Origin of the sequence: Neorhizobium sp. P12A, assembly GCF_008365395.1 — a bacterium.
Taxonomy (GTDB): Bacteria; Pseudomonadota; Alphaproteobacteria; order Rhizobiales; family Rhizobiaceae; genus Rhizobium.
In genome coordinates this window covers 624,986-648,838 of record NZ_QOVX01000001.1, presented here as the reverse complement: position 1 = coordinate 648,838, position 23,853 = coordinate 624,986, and the positions used below count along the sequence as shown (strand labels likewise).

The window sequence follows — 23,853 nt, the reverse complement described above, 5'->3', positions numbered from 1 at the left end:
AATGATGTTCATGGCGCTTATGCCGTCTGGCCGTTCCACAAGCGGGAATCGCGTGCCAGCGGGGCGAAATCGTTCCATTGAGCCAATTTTTCGCTATAGCGCTTGCGGTAGGCAGCGTTGTCCTCGAACTCCATATTCGCCAAAACAAGCTCTGCCCCAATCTCATAGTAGAGATCGAGATTGGTGAGATCCGGCACCGGCGTTTCGCCGCGCTCGGCCTCGCCCTGCATCTGCCAGAACAATTCCTCCAGCCGGTGCGCCAGAGCGTTCATATCGCGTAGGACGCTGGTCTCACGCTGGCGCAGCAAAGACTCCTTGACGGCAGCAAGGCTCTTACGGTCACGGTGAAGTGCAATGGCGCGCTGCACATATTCTTCCGGTGTTGCGCAAATCATTTCCGGAATGCCGGCTGCCGCAACGATGCTGGCGCAGAAGCGGGCTGCGAAAGTCTTTCCGGGGACGGTCAGGACCGGCAATCCCATCGTGATTGCATCCGCTGCGGTGGAGTGCGCGCCATAGGGGAAAGTGTCCAGGAAGAGATCGGCCAAGCCTATGCGCGCCAGGTGATCCGGATTGAGCGCCTTGGGCGCGAAGATGATCCGTTCGGGCGCAATGCCACTTTGTGCGGCCATGTCGCGCAGACGTTGATTGACGTCGTCGCTCGCAGCAAGCAGCCACAGTACGCTGCCCGGCGTTGCCGCAAGAATGGTCATCCAGCGCGCAAAGCAGCCGGCGGTGATTTTCTGCGTGCCATTGAAGCTCGCATAAACGAAAGCGTTTTCCGGCAGACCAGCCTGCGCCCTGCTCGGGCGCGGGGCGATCTGTCGCTTGCGATCGACGGGCTGGGTGCAGGGAATACGCAGCACCTTTTCGGTGAAATAGATTTCGTTTTCGGGCGGTACAGCGCGCTCGTCAGTAATCATGTACTGATGGAACGGGCTGGCCATCGTGCCGGGGTAACCGCAGAAATTGACGATGACCGGTGCCGGACGATAAGCGAAAATCTTCGCCCGCGCATGCTTGGTATAGCCATTGACATCGATGAGGATGTCGATTTCATCGGCGGAAATCTGCCTTGCCGCCTCTAGGTCGCTGAGCGAAGCGATATCGCGCCAGCAATCGACAGCGTTCTTGAACCGCGTCTGCGTTGGGTCGTTGGTGCGTGGTTCGCCACAATAGTAGGCGAAGATCTCAACACGGCTCTTGTCGTGCAATTCCATAACTTCGCTCAGCGCAAAACCCACCGCGTGCTCACGCAGGTCCGAGGAGACATAGCCTACGCGCAAACGCTGTCCGGTACCCGATTTCTGCCGCACGGGCTTCCGCTCGACGCCACCGATGTCGTCGGGTCGCCCCACAAGGCTCTTGCCGTAACGATGGGCCTTGGCGAGCTGGAAGAGGGGGTCGTCGGCATAGCAGCTAAGCGACATTGAAGACATGGCGTCGACAATCTGCCGGAGCGAGACATGCGTTGAAGGAGTGAAAATCGGCCACTTGCATTGGTGCTGGCGCGCCGAGAGCCAATGCTGGCCCGCTTCGAGTTTCGCGGGCTGCAGCTCAAAAGCCTGCAAAAGGATTCTTTCGGCAGCTTCCTGCCGACCCGCAGATTCCAGGACGCGGCCCATGTGATGCATGGCCATCACGCGATGGTTCAGCCGATCGGGGGTGATGTCACGGGTTTCTTCGGTATAGGCTTGCCATTGCAATACGGCTTGATCGAGCAGGCCGCAATCTTCCAGAGCGCGACCGAGATTGATGTAAGCAGGGCCGAATGTCGGCGCCACTTTCACTCCAGAGCGCAGCGCATTGATCGCACCGGCGACATCGCCAATTGCGCGCAGGCCGACCGCATAGTTGAAGTAGGCGAGATGCAATAGGGGATTGGTGTCGTTGAAGGCGATCCAAGTCTTGTAGAGATCGACGACTTGAGTCTGCAGTCCAGGCCCGTTCAGACTTTCCGCAACATGAATCAAATCGGCCAGAGATAGCTGCTGGGTTCTCGCACGCTCCAATACATCGGCAAGGACCGAAGCCTGGTTCGAAGCGACTGAGTTGTTTACGTTCATGGATTTCCCCCGACAAAATGGCCGAAATACGCCAAAAGCGTTGGCTTCTTATTGCCGGTTTTGCTTGCGCGGGGCTGGTCGTCCTGAATCCTAGATTGCATAGGCAGAGCTTTGAAAGAAAAGCGGGCGGTGCTTTCGCACCGCCCGCTTCGCATTCAGATGAAGGAGTTTCAGCGCCGCCGAGGCGACGCTGTCGATCATTAGGAGACCGTGGTGTCGTTGTAGGCAGCGATGACAGCGGCGACCTGGTCGTTGGTCATGTTCGGCTGCTGAGTGCCGAAGCCATCGAGCTGAGCATCGGTCAGGGCCATAATGTCCGCCGAGCTCAGACCCTTCATGCCTGTAGCAGAGATCGAGGCGATCTCGGCGCTGGTGAAGGTCGCGATGTCGTCGGTGGAGAGCGCAGCGATCTGGACTGAGGACAGCTGGGCGATCTGCGTCGAAGTCAGAGCAGTAGCCTCGACGGTGGTGAATGCCGCCATCTGAGTGGAGGTCAGAGCCTTCAGGTGGTTCGCATCCAGACCGGCAACCTGCGTGCTGCTCAGTGCAGCGATGGCGTCGGTACCTACGGCAGCCAGAGACTTCACGTTGAGCTGAGCGAGGTCGTTGGTGTCCAGCGTTGTGACCTGATCGGTCGTCAGGCCGGCGGCGCCGGTTGCGCTCAGGCTAGCAAGCTGAGTGGACGACCAAGCAGCGAACTGCGTGCTGCTCATTTCGCCGACCTGGGTGCTGCCGAGTGCAGCGATCTGCGTGCCTTGCAGCTGGCCAACCTGGGTGGAGCTGAGCTGAGAGGCGTCGAGACCAACGATCTGCTTTGCGCTCAGCGACTGTACCTGGGTCGAGACCCAGTTGCTGATCTGGACAGTCGTCAGGGCCGCTACCTGGCTGGTGGTCAGTGCAGCGATCTGCGTCGACAACAGGGAAGAACCACCGACAGAGTTAAGTGCTGCGATGTCGTCGGTCGACAGGGCTGCCAGAGCCTTCGCGTTCAGTGCCTGCATGTTGGCGCTGTTGTTGAGAAGGCTGATCGAGTCGGTCGTAAGGCCGCTGGCGTTGAGCGAGGTCAGGCCAGCAATCTGGGTGGAGGACAGAGCCAGCAATACGGCGCCGGTGCTGAGAGTGTTTACCTGGCTGGAGGTCAGCTTTCCGACCTGAGTCGACGACAGGCGCGAGACAGTCTGAGTGTCGATATTGCCGGCGTTCAGGGCCGAAATCTGCGTCGAGGTGAGAGCCTGGATGTGTGCCGTGTCGAAGTTGTCGAGGTTGCCCTGCGTGAACTGAGAAACGACCGAAGCCGAGAGACCGGTGACCTGCGTGGTGGTGAGCGAAGAAGCGCCGCTTGCGAGAGCGCTGATCTGGTCGAGCGACAGGCCGCCAACGGCGCTTGCCGTCATGACCTGCAGGCTCGTCGATGCCATCGCATGTACATCGTCGGTGCTCATTGCAGCGACCTGGGTCGAAGAAAGCACGGCAGCCTGGGTCGTGGATAGCGCGTTGACCTGAGCGGTGCTCAGGTTCTGAATGGAGGTTGTGGTGAGAGCCTTAACTTGAGTAGCGGAAAGACCTTGAAGGAAAGAAACTGACGACATGGATGTACCCCTAGGTTAATGATAACAAATGTCATTCCCTGCTGCTAACCGCCCGTACGCCCAAAGCCTCTTTTCGACGGCATTGGCGCTTCTAAGACTGTTACAGTGACATCGCCTTCGCATGCCGCAACGGGCATCAAAGGCTGGATTCACTTCCAGCAGAAGATAGTTGGGTGAAACATGGCTCGCGTGAGCCAGCGCATCGGAATGGCATCATGCATCCAGAGCAACAATCGTCTCTGATTCCTACGCTTTGAAAACGAATCTTCCACGCCACTGTCGCATTCGGCCGGCTTACCTTGGAAATACCGGCACCATGCTTTGCGAAGAACTCCCGCGTTCGTATAAATCATTATGCGGCAGAGTTTAATTTTGGATTAACGCTCTGCGCGATTTGTTGTTGTCTTTGAACCGGCTCCTTTGTGAAACCCAGCAAACGCAGGCTATCTAGCCCCACGAGACGCGCTGCCCAAATGATTAATGTGCCGTGACTGAACAAGTCTCCGGACGAGGGGAATTTAATAAAAGGCAAGCGACGGCAAAACGCTACAACCGCTGCCGCCCATCAACTAGGACCCTCAGACTGCCGCATAGGCGGCGAGGACGGCAGCGACCTGCGCCGTATTCATCGCCTGTTCCTGTGACGTGCTGAAGGCATCAAGCTGCGCAGTGCTGAGCCCGGCAAGATCTTCGGCCGACAGTCCGGATATGGATTTCGTGCTGATTGCCGCGATATCCTCGGTGGAGAATGCCTGGATGTCCTCCATCAGCATTGCCGCGATCTGCCTGGCCGAGAGTGCCGTAATCTGTGTCGAACTCAGATTGCCGACCTGATCGGACGACAGCGCCGCGATCTGGTTCGGCGTCAAGGCGCCGATTTGGTTGGTCGTCAGCGCATTGATCTGGTTGGAAGAGAGTGCAGCGATGGCGTCGGTGGATAGACCCGGCAACGATCGTGTGCCGATTGCCGCAATCTCGGCGCTGGTGAAGACCGCCATGTCTTCCGACGGAAGAGAGAAGAGGGCTGCCGAGGTCAGTGCCGCAATCTGGCCGGTCGTCAAGGCGGCCGCCTGGTTGGTTGACAGGGCCGCGACCTGGCTGCCTTTCAATCCGGCGATCACATTGGTCGACAGGGCGGCTGTCTGATCGGTAGAAAGCGACGTCATATCCAGGCCAGCGGCTTGTCGCGGTGTCAGGGCATTGATCTGCGTGGTGCTCATGGCACCGACCTGCGTCGACGAAAGCGCTGCGACCTGAGCGGCCACCATTGAGGCGATCTGGCCTGTTGTCAGCGCTTGGATCTGATGGGAGGAGAGTGCTCCAACGGCATCTGTAGACAAGCCGGGAAGCGCTTTCGTGCTGATCGCGGTAATCTCGTCGGTCGTGAAGGTTGCGATGTCTTCCGCCGGAAGGGCAGTGATCGCCACTGCTGTCAATGCCGCGATCTGGCGGGTCGTCAAGGCGGCGGCCTGGTCGGTTGACCAAGAGGCGACCTGGCTGGCTTTCAATCCGGCAATCACATTGGTCGACAGGGCAGCGGTTTGATCTGTCGAGAGCGTCGACAGATCCAGGCCGGAGGCCTGCTGCAATGTCAAGGCGTCGATCTGCTGGCTGCTCAACGCTCCGGGCGCCATTGCTGCGAGCTGAGTGGCGGTGAGGACACTGACCTGGGCTGTTGTCAGCGCATGGATCTGAGTGGTGGATAGTGCGGCAACGGCATCAGTGGACAAGCCCGGCAGCGCCCGCGTGCTGATCGCCGTTATCGTATCGGTCGTAAGGGCCGAAACGTCTTCCTGCGGGAAGGCGCGAAGCTCGATTGCCGTCAGAGCAGCGATCTGGTTGGTGGTCAATGCGGCGGCCTGGGCAGTCGACAGTGTGGCGATCTGATCGGTTTTCAGCGCGACGATCAGGCTCGTCGACAATGCGGCTGTCTGGCCTGTGGACAGTGCCGTCAAATCCAGGCCAGCGGCCTGCCGCAATGCCAGGGCATTGATTTGCGTGGTGCTCATGGCACCGAGCTGCGTGGACGACAGCGCAGCAACCTGAGTGGCTGCCAGGGCGCCGATCTGGCCGGTCGTCAGCGCATGGATCTGGTCTGTCGTGAGTGCGGCAACTGCATCAGTGGACAAGCCCGACAGCGACCGCGTGCTGATTGCCGCGATCTCGTCGGTCGCAAAGGTTGCGATGTCCGCCGCAGGCAAGGCGCTGAGGGCTATTGCGGTCAGTACTGCAATTTGGCTGCTCGTCAAGGCGCCCGCCTGAGCGGCCGACAATGCAGCGATCTGGTCGGTTTTGAGGCCTGCGATCACGCTCGTCGACAATGCGGCGGTCTGGTCGGTGGATAGCGCTGTCACAGCCACGCCCGCGGCCTGTCGCAATGTCAATGCGGCGACCTGCGTGGTGCTCAAGGCGCCGACCTGCGTTTGCGACATCGCCGCGACCTGAGCCGGCGTTAGGACGCTGAGCTGTTTGGTCGTAAGGGCATGGACTTGGTCGGTGGTTAGTGCGGCAAAGGCATCGGTAGAGAGGCTCGGCAGCGCTTCTGTATTGATTGCCGCAATCGCACCGGTTGAGAAGGTCGCAAGATCTTCCGCCGACAGGGCGCGAAGCGCGATTTGCGACAGCGCGGCGACCTGGCTGCTGCTCAGCACGGTTGCTTGATTGGCAGAGAGGGCGGCGACCTGGTCAGTCTTCAGTCCCGTAATCAGATTCGTCGAGAGAGCGGCGACCTGATTGGTGGACAGCGCCGTCATATCCAGACCGGAGGCTTGCCGCGATGTCAGCGCGCTAATCTGAGCGGTGCTCAGGGCACCGACTTGCGCTTGCGTCAGCGCGGCGACCTGAGCCGCTGATAGAACTCCAAGCTGGCTGCTCGTCAGCGCCTGGATCTGAGCTGTGGAGAGGACGGCAACAGAATCGGTCGAAAGGCTTGGCAACGACCGTGTGCTGATCGCCGCAATCTCCGCGGTCGTGAAAATCGCAACGTCTTCCGGCGGCAAGGCGCGAAGATCGACCGCCGTCAGCGCGGCGATCTGGCCATTCGTCAAGGCAGCCGCCTGGTCGGTTGACAATGTCGAGATCTGACTGCTCGTCAGGGCGACGAGCAGGTTCGTCGAAAGGGCAGCGGTCTGGCTTGTCGACAGCGACGTCACATCCAGGCCGGCGGCCTGTCGCGATGTCAGGACGCCGATCTGCGTGGTGCTCAAGGCACCGACCTGTGTGGGCGACAGTGCAGCAACCTGAGCGGCCGTCAGGACTCCTAGCTCGCCGGTTGTCAGGGCACGAACCTGGTCGGTAGACAGTGCGGCGACCGAGTCGGTGGACAGCGACCCTATGGATTTCGTGCTGATGACTGCGATCTCGTCGGTCGTAAAGGTCGCGATGTTTTCCGGCGACATGAAGCGAAGCTCAGTCGCGGTCAGCGCCGCCACCTGGCTGCTCGTCAAGGCAGCCGCCTGGTCGGTCGACAACGCCGAAATCTGGTTGCTCCTCAGCGAGGCGATCACGCTCGGCGAAAGTGCTGCGACCTGGCTGGTGGACAATGTCGTCATATCCAGGCCGGCGGCCTGTCGCGAGGTCAGGGCGCCAATCTGCGTGGTGGTCAGCGCGGCGACCTGCGTGGCCGACATTGCAGCAACCTGAACGGTCGACAGGACCCCAAGCTGACCGCTCGTCAACGCATGGAGTTGATCCGAAGAGAGTGCGGCAACGGCATCGGTGGTCAGACCGGGCAAGGATTTCGTGCTGATCGCCGCAATCTCGTCGGTCGTGAAGGTTGCGATGTCTGCCGGCGTCAGAGCGCGAATTTCATTCCCACTGAAGGCAGCGATCTGCGTGCTGTTGAACGCGGCGACTTGGGTGGCATCAAGAGCGCCGATCTGGTCGGCATAGAGTACCGCGGCCTGTCCCGTGGACAAGCTCTGGATTTGCTGTGCGGAGAGAACCGCCATCTGATCGACCGACAAGCCGACGATGGCGCCTGGCGCAACGGCCGAGATTTGCTGCGCACTCAGCGCCTGGACATTTTGCTGGCTGATGGCGGCGACCTGGCGCGCATTCAGCACCTTGATCTGATCAGCGCTCAGTGCCTGCACGTCTTCGGTGGTCCAGGCCGCAATGGTCGCTGTGGAAAGAGTCCGGATCTGACTGACGGGCATCGAAGAAATGGGTGACGTCATGGTCGTACTTTCCAAATCACAAGGTCACTTTCCCGACATTAACCGCCAACAGAACCGGCAAGCCTCTTTTGGGCTCAAATACCCGGCTCTTGCTTGGCGGTTTGCCCGTTCCTCGAATGCCGTCTCGGCAACGATCACGCGGACACACGTCAAGAAAGATTGAGAAAACATGGCTCGTACGAGCCAGTGCGTTGGAAGGACATCATGCAACCAGAGCCTTGTGCGACCCTGACCCTCCACGCCGCTAAACGTGAAATATCTTCTTTGGCAACACGATCACGCCGTCTGCGAATCGTGTCTTCAATAGGAATTTAACAACCGGGTAATTTTCTATCCAGCACAATTTAATTTCGAGTTAACATCCCGCTCAGATTGTTTTTGCGCCGCATAGCAATTTCTATGCTTCAACCTCGAAAGGGCCGGGTGGCGGATGCCGGTGGGCCGCGTTTGTTTCGCGGCATCGCCGGAACTCATTCCGCTATTCCGTTCTTCCCGCGGACCCACTTCCAGATTCTCAGTGCGCAGATCAACAGGATGATGAAGGTCGCGAGCATGACCAGCGCTATTCCCGTCTGCACGAGTTCGAACCGAACGCTGTCGCGGCTCACGAAATGGGCGGCGATATCGCCTGCGATCGCCAGTGGAAGCTGCACGAAGATAGGAAAGGACATCAGGCTTCTCCTTCGGTTGCGGTCAAAGCAGTAGCAGCCGCTTCACGATCGTGCTCAGCTGCGCGTATGGAAGAAAGAATGCACCGACGGCCAGCAGCGGCAGCAGCGCTGGTAGTAACAGAGGCACCGCGTTCTTCGGTTTCAAAAGCAGCGCCGATGTTTTCAGGGCCGCCTGGTATAATGGTTTGACGTCATGAAGGTCTTCTGCATCGTCCTCGGCCACGTCGGGAAAGACGTTGACGCCGAGCGCCCGTCGTTCCGCGGATCGCTCGAAATCCGTCGCTCCCGTCAACGACCTCATGATGGTATCCCGCTTCAGCCGGGCGATCTTCATGCCGAGAGGAGCCAGCGGCAGTGCGTAGAACAGGAAGATGACGACCAGCCATCCTGCACAGACGAGCGTGAAGATGGTGGGCGTCACGGCCTCGCGCTGCATCACGTGGCCGAGCCCTCCGGCAATGACGGAACCGGCTCCGAGGCTGAAGAAAGCATAACCTTTGAGGTAGCCGCTGATAAAGCCCAGGCCGCCATGTCCATCCGGATGCGTGACCACGAGTCTCAGATGGCCGGACGCGATGGTAGACAGGAAGCCGGTCCACACGAGGTGCTTCCAGACGATCCGAACCAGCAGGAACCAGTAGAGCGTATTGCTGATGACGAGGCACCAGACGCCTGCAGAGGTCAGGCCGTCCTCCGAGACCGCCCAAACGGGGCCGGAGCCACCGAGGAAACGGTCGGCGTTCACGCAGGAGGCCGCGATGGCGACGATGAGGCAGACGAGTTCCGCTTGCCACATGCGTGAACGGGTTCGTGCCGTGGCGATGGCGGCGCCGGCGGCAGGGATCGATTGCGAGGAGACGAGCGGTATCCCGAACAGGATGCGAAGACAGGCGTCCAACGCAAACTCGATCGGCTTTTCCGATAGAGTCAGCAGGACTGGTGCGATCAGGAATTTCGCCCAGGCTCCTAGATCGCCAAGATAAAGGCCTGCCGCGTAGCCTCCGCCGTTTGCAAGCACCAGGAGCAACGGCACTGTCCAGCACAGCATGGCGAAGACGAAAGCGCGCCAGCCGCGTTTGCGTAGACCGAGCCGGCGCATCAGGCCGTGAAAGGGCCCTGCAGCCATGACTCGAATCCTCGGATCCGGTATGGCTGACGCCGTTCTCATGTCGGGCAACCATCGAGGATGACTAGAATTGCCGCCGAGCGGATCGTCGCGTCGGTCTCCCGAGCGCAAAGCAGCGGTGCCGATCCCAATGCCTCGAATACCCCCATTCATCGTCTCCTGGTCCCGCTGATGATTCAGACCACGGAATGGCAGGCCGGGGGAGTACTTTACTGTAAATTCCGAGTAACACCGCGGATTTTGTGGAGGCTCATACCCGTCAATTTACCGTAACGTACTTATGCAGATCACCGTCAGGAGTAGTATGGATAGATCGTGTCGAAGTGGGGCTGAGATTGCCTGATGGGCAGGGGAAACACGAGCGACAGGCCGCCGGATGGAGCGGCCCAGCGAGGTCTCTGGAGGCTTATGCTGAAGCTGCCTTCGATGCGCGGCGAACTCCAGATGTTTGCCGCCCGCAACCGCGCCCTCGACGATCTCTGCGAAGCTTACGAGGACGCCAGCGTTACTCTTGAGCGGATACGCAAGAAGCCCGGCGACACCGATGATGCGCTGGTTCGGGAATACGAGACCATCTGCACGGAGATCGAGGCAGAGGTCATCAAATATTGCGTCCAGCATCGCCAGAAATAGCATCGGATTTGAGGCGTCATGGTCCTTGAGATCGTCCGCCATGGGCGCGCCGCGACTCCTACCGGCATCTTCAACGGGTGCGAAGGTTGCCCCAGAACCGATCACCTATTGGTTTTGTTAGCTGTTTGGGTTGCAACTTGTTGCATTTTGGGCGATAAATTCAGTAGTTCTACTTTAGCCTGAGCGTATGCGTATGGGGGCGGCCATGAGCGCTGAAGTACACGACGAATCTTCTTGCGAAGTATCCCGGGACGAAGCCAAATCTGAACTTGAACGACTGCTGGCCGATAGCAGATTCCATGCGACGGAGCGCCAGCGGGCAATCCTCACCCATCTTGCGGAACGGCATTTTCTCGGATGTGCCGATAGTGTGAAAGCCTATACGATCGCCGTCGACGTGCTGGGCAGGTCTGCCGGCTTCGACGCGTCGCTCGATCCGATCGTGCGTATTGAAGTCAGCCGTCTGCGCACGGCCGTCGGCCAGTATTACGAGGCATTCGGCTCTCCCAATGGCGTATCCATCGAACTTCCCAAAGGGCGCTATGTGACGGATTTTGTCCGGGCCTCCGTTGGAATCAGCAGGGAACCGGCCACCGAGCTGGCAATCCCAAATTCGCCCGAAGAGGACGTGCCGAGCCAACGGGGCGCGTTGCCAGGGGCGTTGCCGTTTTCGGGCATAGACTGGCGCCCGCATGCGGCCATCGCAGCCGTGTTGGTTGCGACCATTGTCGCAGGCGTCTCGATCTATGGGACGCGTCCGGTCTATTCGACGCGACCCGTGGTCTCGATCGATATTTCTGCCGCCGACAGTCGGTTGAAGGATGAAGCCGACCAGACGCGCGACGTTCTGCTGACGGCACTGACGCAGTTCCGCACTTTATCGCTGGCGACGGGGCCTGAGCGGATCACTCATGGCGCGAGAAGAGCCGCCTCGACCGCCAATCGCTACGAGATCAGCATGAAATACTATGGCGATGGCGGGGACCGCAGTATCTGGTGGCAGATCATCGACGTTTCATCCGGCGACATCCTAAAGTCGGGGGTCGAGCGAGCGGATACCGAAGGACAGACACTGAGCGCGGTTCGCGACGAATTGGTCACCGCTCTGGCCCGGCATTTCGCCGCAAACGGTGGCGTCATCAACAACATCGAAATGCATGACAGCGCTGACGGCGCGCTTGGCAACGCTTGCGTCCTGCGGGCAGAATTCTCCCTCGACGTAGGAGGCACCGGCAGTGTCGCTCGATCCGAGGGCTGCCTGGAGCGGACACTCGCGGATAATCCCAACGATGCAGATGCGGCCGCGACGCTGTCGCGCATGCTGGGCACACCGAAAGTCGGCGATTTGGATCCTGCCGACAGAGCGCGCGCCATGGATCTCGCAAACCGGGCTGTGGCAATCGCGCCGATGTCCGACCGAGCGCAGATCGCGCTGATGATGGCCAGATTCTACAACGGCCGGACGGAAGCGGCCATCCAGGCGGGCAACCGTGCGCTCGCCCTCAACCCCAACAACCCGGACGTACCTGCCAAGCTCGGCATGGTCCTTTACCTCTCGGGTTTTAAGGATGCAGGTGTTGCAATGGCCCAGGATGCGGGCCGTTATGTCGAGTCGGTTCCGCGGGATGCGGCGGTCGTCCTTGCCCTGGAGGCATATCAGAAGAAGAACTGGTCGCAGGCGTCGCTTCTTTCCGAACAGGTCAACTGCAGCAATCTGCTGGTCCAGGCGCTGAGGGCGGCATCCCTCGGCCAGCTCGGATCGGACCAAGCGAAGGAGAGGCTGGCAGATTTCCGCAGCCGGAATCCGCAATTCGAGGTCACGTTCGCAAAGGACATGGCGGCGCAAAGGCTTCCGCAGGAGATATATGCCTCGCTTGAAGATGGCATGAAGAAAGCCGGGGCCTCGTTTGCGCCCAGCGCAGTCGCCAGTGCCTTCTAGAGTTCCGCTGCGCAATAGAAAGCGGGAGAAGCCGCACTTGACGTGGCATCTCCCGCTCTCTTCCGGTTTCGTTACTGGATGATCTGCACCACCTTATGGCTGCGCGGCTCGACGATGACGCGCTGCTGGCCCATGACGACGTAGCCATAATGCGGGTTCTCCGGAACGGGCGTGACGACGACGTCGGCAGGAAGCGTGCGGCCGACTGCGACAGGTCGCTGAACGACGACGGGCTGCTCGGGAGCAGGGGCCTGCTGGACATAGGTTACGACTTCACGCGGCGGCGGATCGATGGCTGCGCCAGTGATACCGCCTACGACGCCGCCGACGGCTGCACCGACTGGACCACCTACGATGGCTCCGGTCGCTGCACCACCGACGATACCTGTCACAGTGCCATCGGCGTAAGCGGAGGCACCGAACGAACACGCGAGAGCTGCGGCTGCAATCAGAACTTTCTTCATTTGCTCCACTCCTCTTTTTGTTGAGCGACTAGGGAATGAAGAAGGCGCGGTCGTTGTTCCGCGACCGGGACTTTGGTCTGATTCACGTTCGGGCATGGTTGGTAAGGTTACGTGAGGCGCCGACGCGAAAGTCGGCGCCGTTTTCAGCTTATTTTTTGCTTGTGAACACGCCGAGATTGACGAGCTGGACGCGCCTGTTGTTGGAGGCGTCGGTGCTAACGCCCTCGATCGGGAAGGCCTCGCCGACGCCGACGGCGTAAAGTCGCTGCGGGTCGACCGCGAATGTGGTCGCCAATGCTTCCTTAATCGCGATGGCGCGTTGCTGACTAAGATCGAGGTTGTGCTTTTCGTCCCCAGTCGAACTCGCATGGCCGATCACCAGGAACTTGTAGGCCCAAAGGTTCGGATGGTGCAGCGCATCTGCGATCATACCGAGCGTCCGATAGGATTTCGGCTGGATGGCGACCGAGTCATTCTCGAAATTGATCTCAACGACCATTTGAGGAAGTTTGGCAATCTTGCTCCAGTTGGGCAGAGCCGACATGTCCTTGCCCGCGCCGCTGATGGCCTCCTGGCGCAACAATTCGATGTCGACGGACGGGGCGGCGGCCTTGAGCTTGCCAAGGCCTGAAATGATCCGTTCCTGCGACACCTGTTGAGCGAAGGAGAGGCCCGCCGGCAGGATGCCGAGTGCAACGAGAACTGCGAATGTCTTGAAGAAACGCTGTCGCATCGGCTTATCTCCAGCCCGCATCTATGATCGCCTGGTTGCACTTGTCGCTCACCCGTTTTTGCGCTTTGTTCAGACAGGCAAGCTTGTAGCCGTCGCCCTTCACGCCTTTGCAGCGCATGGCGATATCACCTGCGCAGACGTCGCTATAGGCGCCCTGGGCCCGCTCGCGCTGGGTGATCGATTGAACGACACCAGCGACCGAGGCTTTGCAGGTTGGCGAGACCTTTGCCGCGTTCTGTTCGAGGCAGTCGGCGATCCGTCCTCCACCGAGATTCAATCCCTTGCAGAATTTGCCGATGTCGGCGCCGCAGTCGTCGGCAAGTTTGGTGATCGCATCCGCGTAGCTCATGGTCTCGGCCTGAACGAGCGTAGCCTGCGCCATACAGGCAAGGGCAACAGCCGCGAAAAAGTTGCTTCTCCTTGACATTCCCGGTCCCCCTGATCCTGTCTCATCGGCGCGCCACAGTCGGGCGTGCAGCGACGGCAAACCGTGCTCGAAAGCCAGAACGCAAGGAAGTATGTTACGGTAATATCGCCTTGGACATGCCTACGTTGTGCCGCAACGATTTTGCACGTTGCGAAGCCGTGAGCCTTCCCTGTTGGCTTAGTGTTGGCAGGTTGCAGAGAAGGCCTAAACGATCATCGCTACGTGTGAAATCTGCCTGTAAACTACCGTAAGATACGCGCTCCTTTTCCCTCTTCGCTTCTAAAGTGGATATTACTAAAGACGCAAGTTCGCTTGCTGGGGAGCAATGTCGTTGCTGCGGCAAGTCAGAATGAAAACATTGGTTCAATGAAAAGCTGGAGGAGTTTTCGTTCCATGGCCCAATCGTTGCTTCGGATGATTTGCGCTAGACCGACCAAAATGATGATGGTGATGTTATTTGCTAGCTGCGCATCGCAACAATTTTCGACAGCCTCGGGTTCGACTGCTCAGGCGGCTGACGCGTTTAGCAGCTTTCCGTTTGTGGTCGGTTGCGAATACAAGGGCACGTTCCATGCCTACTATTTGTCGAGAGTAACTCCGGAGGGTGTGGCAACGTACGTCGCTTCGGAGAAGATTGCCGGCACGATCACTCTTGACGGGCATGCCAAGGCCGTTGGCGGCTCAACCGGTGGAAGTTGCGTGGGCAAAACACTTGCAGAATTGAGAGCGTCCGGCCAAGCCCATGACTTGAAATAAGGGCGTCCATGCTGGGGCTGCTGTCGTTACAGCACTGGCCGAACCTGGTCCTCTGTCTATGAGGGCCTGGGATCTTTGCTTCTGCGCTGAAACAGACCGACCAGCGGGACGAGTGCTGCAACCGGCAGAGATACAGCGATCAACGCCGTCAGTTTGGCGGAGATGCCGGGAACGACGAGGCGACGGCCGGACTTGAAACCGCGCCACGCTCGCTCGGCGACATAGTCCGCATCCAGCTTGGGCAGGATTTTGAAAAGAGCGGCCCGGTCTGCGCCGGACTTTTCAAGGAACTCCGTCGACACCGGCCCGGGCGCCACACATGTCACGGTCACTCCGAAGCGACGGACTTCCTCATGAAGTGCGGCGGAAAAGGAGCGAACGAAACTCTTGCTGGCATAGTAGAAGGCCATATAGGGGCCGGGAACGAAGCCCGCGACGGACCCGAGATTGAGTACCCCGCCGCTCCCGCGAGCCACCATGCCTGGCAGGAAGCGAAGAGTCATGTCGGCCAGGGCGCGTATGTTGAGATCGATGATTCCTAGCTGATCTTCGGCGGGGAGGGATGCTGCCGGGCCACGCAGCCCATATCCGGCATTGTTGACAAGGACGCTGCAGATCAGATCGTTGGCGGCCAGAAAAGCCTCCAGGCGCGCTGACGCATCAGGGGCAACGAGATCCAGTTCCATTGTGAAGGCTTTTCCGCCGGCCTTCTCAACGTCGGCGGCTGTTGCCGCCAGACCCTCGGCAGAGCGTGCGACGAGCACAACGACGTTGCCTTCTCGCGCGGCAACCTTGGCAATTGCCCGCCCGATGCCGCGGGAAGCGCCGATGACGACGACAGCTGGGCGAAGCTCGCCGTTCAGGGTCATTTCGAAATTCCTATGCTCACCGTGCTGGCGGCAGCTTCGTTTTGGGCGAGGCTTCTTACTTCGTCAACGACCTGGCTGTTCAGGATTTTCTCAAATCGTTCCAAAGCTCTTGCGACATTTGCTCCATCCATGACCCTGTGGTCGTAATGGATACGAACTGTAACCGATCCATCCTCGCCGATAGGGCCATAGTTGAAGATGGTGGTCAACGGGGTGAGGGGGTTGAGCGATTCCGCGCCCAGGCCGGAATAGACCGATAGCTGGAACGTGCCGAAATAACGCCCGCGCTTTCGCCCGATATTGAGCCCGAGCCACATGAGCAGCCATCTCAACAAGCCTGGAGCGCGAGCAAGCTTCAGCGAGCGTCGAAATTCCTTGATTTCCGATATCGGAAGCGACCTTGCGTCCTGGATCAGTTTTTCCAGTTCGGGAATGGGGCGTTTCTCAGGGCCTTTGATGGTGCTCAAGAGAACGACTCGCTCGCCCTCATGCTCACGCTCGTGGGCAATCGAGGCCACGCTTGCCGGGTATTCATAGAGCTGGGGCCGTGGGAATTTGATGTACGCACGCCGCAGATCGGGGATCTCCTGCGAGAGGAGAGCGTATCCCTTCAGGAAAAGCACTGTCCAAGAAGGGCGGACGCAGGATGCACTCCTGGCGTCAACCAAGGGGCGGATATTCATTTGCCGCTGAACGGTGACGCGCGGTATCCCGATCGAGAATCTCATCAGATCCCCGACAAGCCGCCTTGCTGGCGAAAGCCTGACTGTTCTCCCCCTCATCTTTCTACCCCTTAGTAAAGATAAGGAATGATGCGTTTGGTCTTATCCATATAGGCGCGGTATTGCGGACCGAAGACTTCGAGCATCATACGTTCTTCTTTATCCACTCGCAGGAAGAATAGCACTGCGAAGCCAACAACCCCAGCCAGACCTGCCACCCAGTTCGACAATAGAAAAGCCTGTGCAAGCCCCATCAGAAGGAATGACGTGTACATGGGGTGGCGGACGAAGGCGTAAGGCCCCGCGCATATCAGTTCATGTTTCTGGCGGATTTCCAGCGTGATGGACCAGTTTCGTCCCAGCTGCTTGTGGGTTCTGCGAAAGACCCACATTGCCGCACAAATGAGTATTGCTCCGATCGCAACGGCCCAGGGATGGGATGAATAGTCGGCCGCTTTAGGGATTCCCGTCGCGACATAAACCCCCGGCACGACTGCGAGACCGGCGAGAGCTGCCGCAAGCCCGACGGCTTCAGAAACCGTCCGGCGTTTGCTGACTACAGGCACCCGCTTGGCGCGACGCTCAAATGGGTATCGAATAATGTACCATGCAACAATTCCGAGGACCCAGATGGCCTCGCCCACGACAGCCACTGACAAGTTCAAGTCCAATACCAAAGCCTCTCCACGATCCGGGTTGCGCGATCTCAAGAAGCCGCGCGAGATTCCCAAATCTACTCAACCTGTATTTATGTATTCATCTCACGAAGGTTTGTAATGAATTGTTGCGGCCTTAGCCAGATGGCAGGTGTCTTATAGCCCATGTGCGCCGCGATTTGGCCGACCCAGTTGTTGCAATTGTCGACTGTAGCCTGCCAGAAATGAGAGGTCGCTTGCTGCTTGCGGATAAAGGCGACAACGTCGTTATATTCTGAGTCCGAGAGCATTACCCGCCAGCTTGCTGACCTGTATTGCTCTTCAAGGTCGCCGTCAGTTGCTCCAGTCGTGGCCGGGACCGGTATGATATGCCCGATGACATAGGGCGCGGCATCCGGCGAAGCTGGGGCAAGGCCGGCAACCTCGGGATTGATCATATTTCCCTTCGCGTCCAAGGTTCCAAAAACGACGTAGGTGTGGCCATAGGTCAACGCATAGCGTGAGCGGAATTCGATGAAATGCCGATTTGCTTTGTTGTCGGCTGTCGCCGCCGGCGCGCCGGGGCCATTGGACGTATAACGCGGCAACGGCGCCTTATCTTCTGTCTGGCATGATGTTGCCGCAACCGCCAAAACGGCGACCAACCACCAACGGCTTCTTCCAAGCGCCATGACCACGCTCCATATGTAAGCTCTGACAAAAGCGAGCTTGATGCCAGCAGATATGCCATTCTGTGCCCTGAATTTGAGGTGGGATCAGTCCTGGCCGTTTGAAGGTATTGGAAAGGGAAGGGCCGACGTGGCCCTTCCGAAAAATCACAGGAATTCTTATTTATAGACCGCTGCTGCCGGCGGCGGGGCCTTCCCCTTGCCCTTGCCAATCGCTCCGCAGGAACTCAGATTGGCTACCGCTACCATTGCAACGATCACGAATAAAATTCTGCTCATCAAGAAGTCCTCTCCTGATCATGGGATAGCTTGTCGAAGGCTACACCCAAAAGTTTAGCGACATTCGGCATGTTGCATAATCTGGAAATGACACAACATGCAGCGAATCTACATTAGCAGATACTTTTTGCTAAGGCCAACCCCTCAATTTCAAATGGTAAACACCGTTATATGACCACCACGCGTGTACCGACGTGAGCGCGAGAATAAAGGTCGATAATGTTAGCGTTCGTCAGGCGAACGCACCCATTGGACACCGCATGGCCGATGGACCATGGAGCGTTCGTCCCGTGCAGCCGGAACAAGGTGTCCTGTCCGCCTTGATAGAGATAAAGAGCCGCCGCACCGAGGGGGTTGAGTGGTCCACCCGGGACGCCATCGGCATATTGGGCCAGGCGGGGTTTGCGCTGGATCATGTCGTCGGTGGGCTTCCATGATGGCCACTCTGCCTTGCGACCGATGGTGGCTTCGCCCTTGAAGCTCAGTCCTTCTTCTCCGACTGCAACCCCGTAGCGTGTAGCCCTTCCATCCGCTTCGACAAAGTAAAGGTAGCGCGTTGCCGTATCGACGACGATGGTGCCGGGCGGCTCGCTCCCCATATATGCAACCTCCTGTCGCCGATAGCGCGGATCCACATCTGGGTCCCTCCCAAATGTATAATATCCGAGCGGCGGTCCATCCTCCTGCGTAGCGCATCCTGCGAGCATCAAAGCGAGGCCACCCAAAAGGAGCGACCGGCGTGTTGCATCGTGTCCGTCCATTTTCACCTGCCCAAGTAGTTCAGTCAGTTCCGATGATTTGCAATCAACAGCAAGAAGTTTTTAGACCAAGGCGTTCACCTCCGGAGACAGCAAGCTTGAAAACTGGGGATCATCTCTAGTTGCACTTTCATGATCCATGAAACTCCTTGCATCGATCATCTCACTCTGCTCGAATATTAGCAGATGGGAAAGGGGGGTCGATGAAACTTTGCCTGGAAGGGAAAATCGCAATCATAACGGGCGCAGGTTCCGGCATTGGCGCGGCAATTTCGCGAGAACTGGCCAATGAAGGTGCCGAAGTTGTGGTTGCCGATATCAATGCCGAAGCAGCGCAGCAGACCGCAGTGGCGATTCGGTCCGATGGCGGGCGTGCTCGTGAGTTCATCGTCGATGTAAGCGATGCTGAAAGTGTGAAGAGGCTCGTCGACTTCACCGTCGAGACATGTGGTGGCCTCGATCTAGCCGTCAACAACGCCGGAATTGATGGGGTACGCGCAGCGGTCGCCGACTATCCGCTCGAATGCTGGCACAATTTGATGAACGTCAATCTGAACAGCGTTTTCTATTGCATGAAATACGAGATCGCCGCGATGATGAAACTGAGCGGGGGCGCGGTCGTCAATATATCCTCCACGCTCGGTTCCGTTGCATTGCCGACCGCGGCGGCTTACACGGCAGCCAAGCACGGCGTCGTCGGACTGACGAAAGCAGCGGCGATTGAGTATGCGCGATTCGGCGTTCGCATAAATGCCGTCGGACCAGGCTGGATCGAAACGCCGCTTCTCTCCGAGCATCTTGAGGCAGCGAGCACGCGACGAATGGCAGCGCTTCAGCCGATGGGCAGGCGTGGAAAACCGGAAGAGGTCGCAGCGCTCGTTTGCTTCCTGCTGTCTGAACAAGCAAGTTTCATTACTGGAGCTCACTATCTGGTCGATGGGGCCTATACTGCTCACTAGGCAGATTGATCTTGCTCAACAAGACGATCTGCCATCAGGACAAACGATGCGATCACGTATATATTATTGAAATTGCGAGATAATATTTGATTTTATATCTGTGATGGCCACCGGCAACTATGCGGCACCAGCTTAACAACAGCTTAATCGGATAAGAGCGACCCGAGGGTGTTTGCGTGCGGATTTTGCACGATCTCGCTAGCCTCTGGGTCGCCAATATTCAAAAAAGGTATGAAAACCAATATGAGGAAGATTCTTTTCTCGCTTCCTGTTCATGAACGGCCGGATATTCTGCGGGGCCAGATCGAGAACATCAATTATTTCTGCCCTGGATCGGTCATTTGCATTCACGTGTCCGCCGACGCTCTCGCTAGCAAGGACGAGTTCAGGCGTCATTGTGACTTCGAAAATGTGCATATCAGCCCATATTCCTATCAAACCGTCTGGTCGGGCGGCATCATGCACACGCATATCGCCAACTTTCTCTATGCGCTTGAAGCCGGTCTCGATTTTGACGCGGTTATGCTGATCTCGTCCAACGAGTTGCTGGTGAAGCACGGGCTTGCGGACTATGTCTCGCAATACGAATTGGGATCCCAGACCGAGGTCTACGATCCTTCCAACGACTGGGGCGTGTTCAATTCGAATTTTCTGAACCTGCCGGGAATGCAAGGTTTTCTGGCGGCCCTCGGACTTCCGCTGTTTTTTGGCGGCCAGGCGGAGGGGCAATTTGCGAGCAGGCAGATATTCATGCAGATCGCCAAGTTATTCGTCGAACATTTTCCGATGGGACCGATCGGCTTTCCTATAGAAGAAGTGATCCTTCCGACGATGGCTGCGTGTTTCGGCCTCATGGGCACTGACGTAACTTTGCCGATAACGCTCTGCAACTATTGCAATAATCTGGAAATGAACCCTCATGTTGTCGAACAGGTGAGGCGTGGCACCGGGTTGCTTGTCGCGCGCCGGATGCCGCGGGCGCTGCGCTCGCCGCATATCGGCGCCTCGGCGCTCAAGGGCGTCTTCAGCGTCAAGCGCGTTCCCCGCGAGGACTGCGATCTGCGCCGATATATTTTCAGCCTCATGACCTGATGCGATTCGGCAGATCGTCAGCCTTCTCGTCTATCCCAGTCTCATGATTTCCGGACGAAATCGGCTGAATACCTCATTGTCTGCGGGTGAAATGGCTATCCGCAGACCTTTCCAAGTATCGTTGCATGCCGGTTGAAGCGTCGGAGCCTCTCAGGGGCAAATCCGCAGGCCGGCGGCGGCAATGCGGTCATGTCGATGTTGCGTTGCATCTAATACAGCAGCTTAAACGTGCAAATCGGCATCTGCGACAGCTACGCACAAGCGCCATGACCAATAGTTTGGTCGAATAAATTGGGGTAGTTCGATGGGTATCCAGACAATGTTAGGCCGTGACCTTGGAGATCGCAGCGGCTCCGCGGTCGAGGCGATCCTTTTCGACCTCGACGGTACGCTGGTCGATACCATGCCGTTGCACTATCAGGCTTACAGAGATGTGCTGGCGGAGATAGGCATTTCTTTGGATTTCCAGGCGTTCATGGCTGCGTCGGGTGGTGCGGCCAGGGAGACGATTCCTCGCCTGCTGAATGGCGCCGCCTGCGAGGTTGCGGTCGAGGAGATCCATCGGCGAAAGGTGGCAAGGGCTACGCAACTCTTTCGCGATGTTCCGCCCACGCGGCTGCCTTGCTCGCTGTTGCTGCCGGTGTTGAGCAAGGTATTCCCGGTCGCGCTCGTCTCCTCTGGCTCCAGCAAAAGCGTGCATACGACACTGGATTCCATGGGATGGACTGACTTGTTTCACGCGATCGTCTGCGGCGACGACGTTGTCCGGGGCAAGCCGGATCCCGAAGGTTATCTGAAGGGGGCGGGCTTGTTGGGGGTGGCTCCGGAGCGCTGCCTTGTCTTCGAAGATATGGATGACGGCGTTGCGGCCGCGACGGCTGCGGGCATGCAGGTCTTTGATGTAAGGCTGACTCTTCCCGCGTGGAGAACTGCCTTGGAGGTTGGGGCGCGATGACAAGTCTGAAGCTCAAGATCTATCAAAGCCTCGAGGCTGCGCCAAACATTCATCCCGAACGATCGGAAATCGAGCTTTCAGGCTTTTCCGGTGCAAGGGTGCTGTTGATACGTGAAGGCGCTTCGCCTGCTTTCATTCGTAAGATTTCTGCGACACCGGCTGGGAATGCGCGACTGCAGGCGCAGGCGATCAAGCAGAAGCTGACGGCTGGCCTGTTGGATGGCTGCGCGACGACGCCCCACATTCTTGACGAAGGCTATGAAGGCGACCTCTATTATTTCGACATGGAATACATCCACGGACTAGACGGCATAAGCTTTCTGCGAACCGCCAGCTTTCCTGCGATCGCGCGGTTTACGGAAAAGCTCTGCAGGAGTCTTGAGCGTTTTGCCAGCCTGCAGGACCCTGCCTTGCAGGTCTCGCCGCGAGAAAGCGCATTGGCGAAATGCAGGGAGATACTCGCTGCCACGCCTGCCGTCGATATCCGGTCACATCGCTCCATCACGCGGCTGATGGAAGTCATCGAGGCTTCCGAGATGCCGGAAGCTCTTGCCGTCACGGCGTGCCACGGAGACATGACGCTCGAGAATATCGTCGTCACGGAAGCGGGCGAGATCGTCTTCATAGACCTCCTGGATACATTCTTCAATCATTGGATGGCCGATATTGCCAAGCTGGATCAGGACCTGAAGGCGGGGTGGTACATGCGCAAGTCGCAGCCATTGCCGCTCGGCGTCGTTTCCTACGTTCGCAAATCGCTGACCGCACTTGCTGAAACGCTCTCTGCGGGTTCGCCGCATTTCATTGCGCTGGTCGTCTGCATCCATCTCGCGCGTATCCTGCCCTATGCAAAGGTCTCCGACGACCGGCAATTCGTTCTCGATCGCCTGGATTTCCTGCTCGAGCAGGTCATGCCCGGCGACCTGTTTGAAAAAGGTTTGCACACATGAAGGTTATCGTTCCCTGCGGTGGACGCTCATCCCGTTTTCCGGGCGTTCCGCCCAAGTGGATGCTTCCATCCGGCAATGGGCGCCCGATGATCGTTGAGGCCGTCCGGAATCTGGAATTCGAGCTTGATGATCTGATCGTCACCATCCTAAAGGAGCATGACGAAAAATATGACGCGCGCGCCGGCATCCGCGCTGCTTTCGGCAAGGCGATCGAGGTTGTCGTCCTCGACGAGCCGACGGCCAGCCAGCCGGAAACGGTGACCCGGACGCTGAAGCTTACGGGGCTTTCCGAGCCCTTTTTCGTCAAGGACAGCGACAATAGTTTTGCTCTGACCGATATCGAGCGTCCGCATAATTATGTCAGCAGCGAATCGCTCAACAGCTTCGACTCCATCAATCCGCGGAACAAAAGCTACATCAAGACGGACGAGACCGGCGTGATCGTCGCGATCCGCGAGAAGGAAGTGATCTCCGATCTCTTCTCCGTCGGCGGCTATTTCTTCCGCAAGCCGGCGCACTACGTCAGCACGTTCGAAACGCTTCTGGAAGAAAAGGCGAGCTGGCAGCGCGAGCTATATACCTCGGACATCATCGCCAGCATGATCCTGGAAGGCGAACCCTTTTCGTCCCGCCGGGTCACCGAGTACGAGGATTGGGGTACGCTGAAGGAATGGCGCCGCAATCTCCAGCAGAAGGGCACCTATTTCGTCCTGCTTGACGGCTTCGTCCTGCAGCGCGGCAATGCCCATTTCTCCCCGAGATTCGGCGACGTCGCCGCCAATGACGAAGCGGTATCGGTCGTCCGCGAGCTGATTTCCGAGGGACACAAGGTTATCTTCATCTCCATCCGCCCGGCGAATACCCGCAAGGAGACTGAGGAACAGCTCCGTGCGCTCGATCTGCCCTTCGACGATATACTGTTCGATATGCCGATAGGCCGCTACAGCGTCGTAAGCGCACCGCATGCGACCGTGCCCTTTACGACGGCACACGGATTGGAACTGGCACCAAGCGATCCCCACCTAGTCGCGAAGCTGCGATTTGAGAACTAACAAATTGACGCGGACAGGGCACCCGGCCCAGCAGCCGGGTGTTCATGTAAACGCAGCATTCGTTTGCCGGCGAACTACGATTTATCGAGACTGTGGTAGAAAGGGAAATGGCGCACCCGACAGGATTCGAACCTGTGACCTTTGGAATCGGAATCCAACACTCTATCCAGCTGAGCTACGGGTGCATGCCTGAAGCGATGTGACTCGCTTGTCCGATGGGTGGTTCTTAACCTAGGAACCGTTTGGCTTCAATGCGGAAAATGCTGCAGAAGCATATAAGGGAGCATTGAAGTCGTTAAAAGCGAAAGGCC

General features: G+C 58.3%; 22 protein-coding genes and 1 tRNA gene. 8 read left to right on the top strand and 15 right to left on the bottom strand.

Annotated elements, in window-relative coordinates; translation table 11 throughout:
* Positions 1 to 17: 17 nt before the first annotated feature.
* From DTW90_RS03030 to DTW90_RS03010, 5 genes are all read right to left on the bottom strand, one after another.
* Entirely contained in the window at positions 18 to 2,066 is a 2,049-nt protein-coding gene (locus DTW90_RS03030) for a glycosyl transferase (protein WP_149336326.1), read from the bottom strand.
* A gap of 200 nt (positions 2,067 to 2,266) precedes the next feature.
* On the bottom strand, positions 2,267 to 3,655 hold the full coding sequence (locus DTW90_RS03025; protein WP_132518847.1) for a hypothetical protein: 1,389 nt from the start codon (positions 3,653 to 3,655) through the stop codon (positions 2,267 to 2,269).
* Between the two features lie 578 nt (positions 3,656 to 4,233).
* Complete coding sequence (locus tag DTW90_RS03020; protein WP_149336324.1) at positions 4,234 to 7,833, bottom strand: hypothetical protein; 3,600 nt, start codon at positions 7,831 to 7,833, stop codon at positions 4,234 to 4,236.
* Positions 7,834 to 8,303: 470 nt separating this feature from the next.
* Positions 8,304 to 8,504, bottom strand: a complete 201-nt coding sequence (locus DTW90_RS03015) for a hypothetical protein (protein ID WP_132518880.1) — start codon at positions 8,502 to 8,504, stop codon at positions 8,304 to 8,306.
* Between the two features lie 22 nt (positions 8,505 to 8,526).
* Positions 8,527 to 9,630 carry a hypothetical protein gene (locus DTW90_RS03010; protein ID WP_246664881.1) on the bottom strand — a complete coding sequence of 368 codons (1,104 nt, stop codon included), beginning with the start codon at positions 9,628 to 9,630 and terminating at the stop codon, positions 8,527 to 8,529.
* Positions 9,631 to 9,972: 342 nt separating this feature from the next.
* On the opposite strand from DTW90_RS03010, the gene DTW90_RS03005 reads away from it, so the two are divergent.
* Both DTW90_RS03005 and DTW90_RS03000 read left to right on the top strand, forming a co-directional pair.
* Complete coding sequence (locus DTW90_RS03005) at positions 9,973 to 10,263, top strand: hypothetical protein (RefSeq protein ID WP_149336322.1); 291 nt, start codon at positions 9,973 to 9,975, stop codon at positions 10,261 to 10,263.
* Positions 10,264 to 10,468: 205 nt separating this feature from the next.
* Positions 10,469 to 12,202 carry a tetratricopeptide repeat protein gene (locus DTW90_RS03000; protein ID WP_149336320.1) on the top strand — a complete coding sequence of 578 codons (1,734 nt, stop codon included), beginning with the start codon at positions 10,469 to 10,471 and terminating at the stop codon, positions 12,200 to 12,202.
* 71 nt (positions 12,203 to 12,273) lie between these two features.
* On the opposite strand, the gene DTW90_RS02995 is transcribed toward DTW90_RS03000, so the two are convergent.
* From DTW90_RS02995 to DTW90_RS02985, 3 genes are all read right to left on the bottom strand, one after another.
* A complete protein-coding gene (locus DTW90_RS02995) occupies positions 12,274 to 12,666 on the bottom strand; it encodes a DUF1236 domain-containing protein (RefSeq protein WP_149336318.1) in 393 nt (130 codons plus the stop codon).
* Between the two features lie 148 nt (positions 12,667 to 12,814).
* Positions 12,815 to 13,399 (bottom strand): OmpA family protein, encoded by a 585-nt coding sequence (locus DTW90_RS02990; RefSeq protein ID WP_132518888.1) that lies wholly within the window; start codon positions 13,397 to 13,399, stop codon positions 12,815 to 12,817.
* Between the two features lie 4 nt (positions 13,400 to 13,403).
* Entirely contained in the window at positions 13,404 to 13,826 is a 423-nt protein-coding gene (locus DTW90_RS02985) for a cysteine rich repeat-containing protein (protein ID WP_132518890.1), read from the bottom strand.
* Between the two features lie 393 nt (positions 13,827 to 14,219).
* On the opposite strand from DTW90_RS02985, the gene DTW90_RS37595 reads away from it, so the two are divergent.
* Complete coding sequence (locus DTW90_RS37595) at positions 14,220 to 14,582, top strand: hypothetical protein (protein WP_246664880.1); 363 nt, start codon at positions 14,220 to 14,222, stop codon at positions 14,580 to 14,582.
* 56 nt (positions 14,583 to 14,638) lie between these two features.
* Here DTW90_RS37595 and DTW90_RS02975 read toward each other — a convergent pair whose 3' ends face one another.
* The 6 genes from DTW90_RS02975 to DTW90_RS02950 form a co-directional block, all read right to left on the bottom strand.
* Positions 14,639 to 15,451, bottom strand: a complete 813-nt coding sequence (locus DTW90_RS02975) for an SDR family oxidoreductase (RefSeq protein WP_132518892.1) — start codon at positions 15,449 to 15,451, stop codon at positions 14,639 to 14,641.
* On the bottom strand, positions 15,448 to 16,233 hold the full coding sequence (locus tag DTW90_RS02970; RefSeq protein ID WP_149336316.1) for a 2-oxo acid dehydrogenase subunit E2: 786 nt from the start codon (positions 16,231 to 16,233) through the stop codon (positions 15,448 to 15,450). The genes DTW90_RS02975 and DTW90_RS02970 overlap by 4 nt, the downstream gene beginning before the upstream one ends.
* 11 nt (positions 16,234 to 16,244) lie before the next feature.
* Positions 16,245 to 16,832 carry a protein-S-isoprenylcysteine O-methyltransferase gene (locus DTW90_RS02965; protein WP_149337014.1) on the bottom strand — a complete coding sequence of 196 codons (588 nt, stop codon included), beginning with the start codon at positions 16,830 to 16,832 and terminating at the stop codon, positions 16,245 to 16,247.
* A gap of 89 nt (positions 16,833 to 16,921) precedes the next feature.
* Positions 16,922 to 17,500 (bottom strand): hypothetical protein, encoded by a 579-nt coding sequence (locus tag DTW90_RS02960; protein ID WP_132519888.1) that lies wholly within the window; start codon positions 17,498 to 17,500, stop codon positions 16,922 to 16,924.
* 156 nt (positions 17,501 to 17,656) lie between these two features.
* The gene (locus DTW90_RS02955; RefSeq protein WP_132518896.1) at positions 17,657 to 17,776 is read right to left on the bottom strand and encodes an ABC transporter; all 120 of its coding nucleotides are present in this window, start codon (positions 17,774 to 17,776) and stop codon (positions 17,657 to 17,659) included.
* A gap of 167 nt (positions 17,777 to 17,943) precedes the next feature.
* A complete protein-coding gene (locus DTW90_RS02950) occupies positions 17,944 to 18,537 on the bottom strand; it encodes a L,D-transpeptidase (protein WP_149336314.1) in 594 nt (197 codons plus the stop codon).
* Positions 18,538 to 18,737: 200 nt separating this feature from the next.
* On the opposite strand from DTW90_RS02950, the gene DTW90_RS02945 reads away from it, so the two are divergent.
* The 5 genes from DTW90_RS02945 to DTW90_RS02925 all read left to right on the top strand — a co-directional run bounded on the left by DTW90_RS02945 (position 18,738) and on the right by DTW90_RS02925 (position 23,542).
* Positions 18,738 to 19,493 (top strand): glucose 1-dehydrogenase, encoded by a 756-nt coding sequence (locus DTW90_RS02945; RefSeq protein ID WP_132518900.1) that lies wholly within the window; start codon positions 18,738 to 18,740, stop codon positions 19,491 to 19,493.
* A gap of 243 nt (positions 19,494 to 19,736) precedes the next feature.
* Positions 19,737 to 20,585, top strand: coding sequence for a hypothetical protein (locus tag DTW90_RS02940; RefSeq protein WP_149336312.1), 849 nt, complete (start codon positions 19,737 to 19,739; stop codon positions 20,583 to 20,585).
* A 304-nt stretch (positions 20,586 to 20,889) separates the two neighbouring features.
* Positions 20,890 to 21,540 carry an HAD-IA family hydrolase gene (locus DTW90_RS02935; protein ID WP_149336310.1) on the top strand — a complete coding sequence of 217 codons (651 nt, stop codon included), beginning with the start codon at positions 20,890 to 20,892 and terminating at the stop codon, positions 21,538 to 21,540.
* Entirely contained in the window at positions 21,537 to 22,490 is a 954-nt protein-coding gene (locus tag DTW90_RS02930; protein WP_132518906.1) for a phosphotransferase, read from the top strand. The genes DTW90_RS02935 and DTW90_RS02930 overlap by 4 nt, the downstream gene beginning before the upstream one ends.
* Complete coding sequence (locus tag DTW90_RS02925; protein WP_132518908.1) at positions 22,487 to 23,542, top strand: hypothetical protein; 1,056 nt, start codon at positions 22,487 to 22,489, stop codon at positions 23,540 to 23,542. Before DTW90_RS02930 ends, DTW90_RS02925 begins: the two co-directional genes overlap by 4 nt.
* A 108-nt stretch (positions 23,543 to 23,650) precedes the next feature.
* On the opposite strand, the gene DTW90_RS02920 is transcribed toward DTW90_RS02925, so the two are convergent.
* Positions 23,651 to 23,727, bottom strand: a tRNA-Arg gene (locus DTW90_RS02920).
* Positions 23,728 to 23,853: the final 126 nt, after the last annotated feature.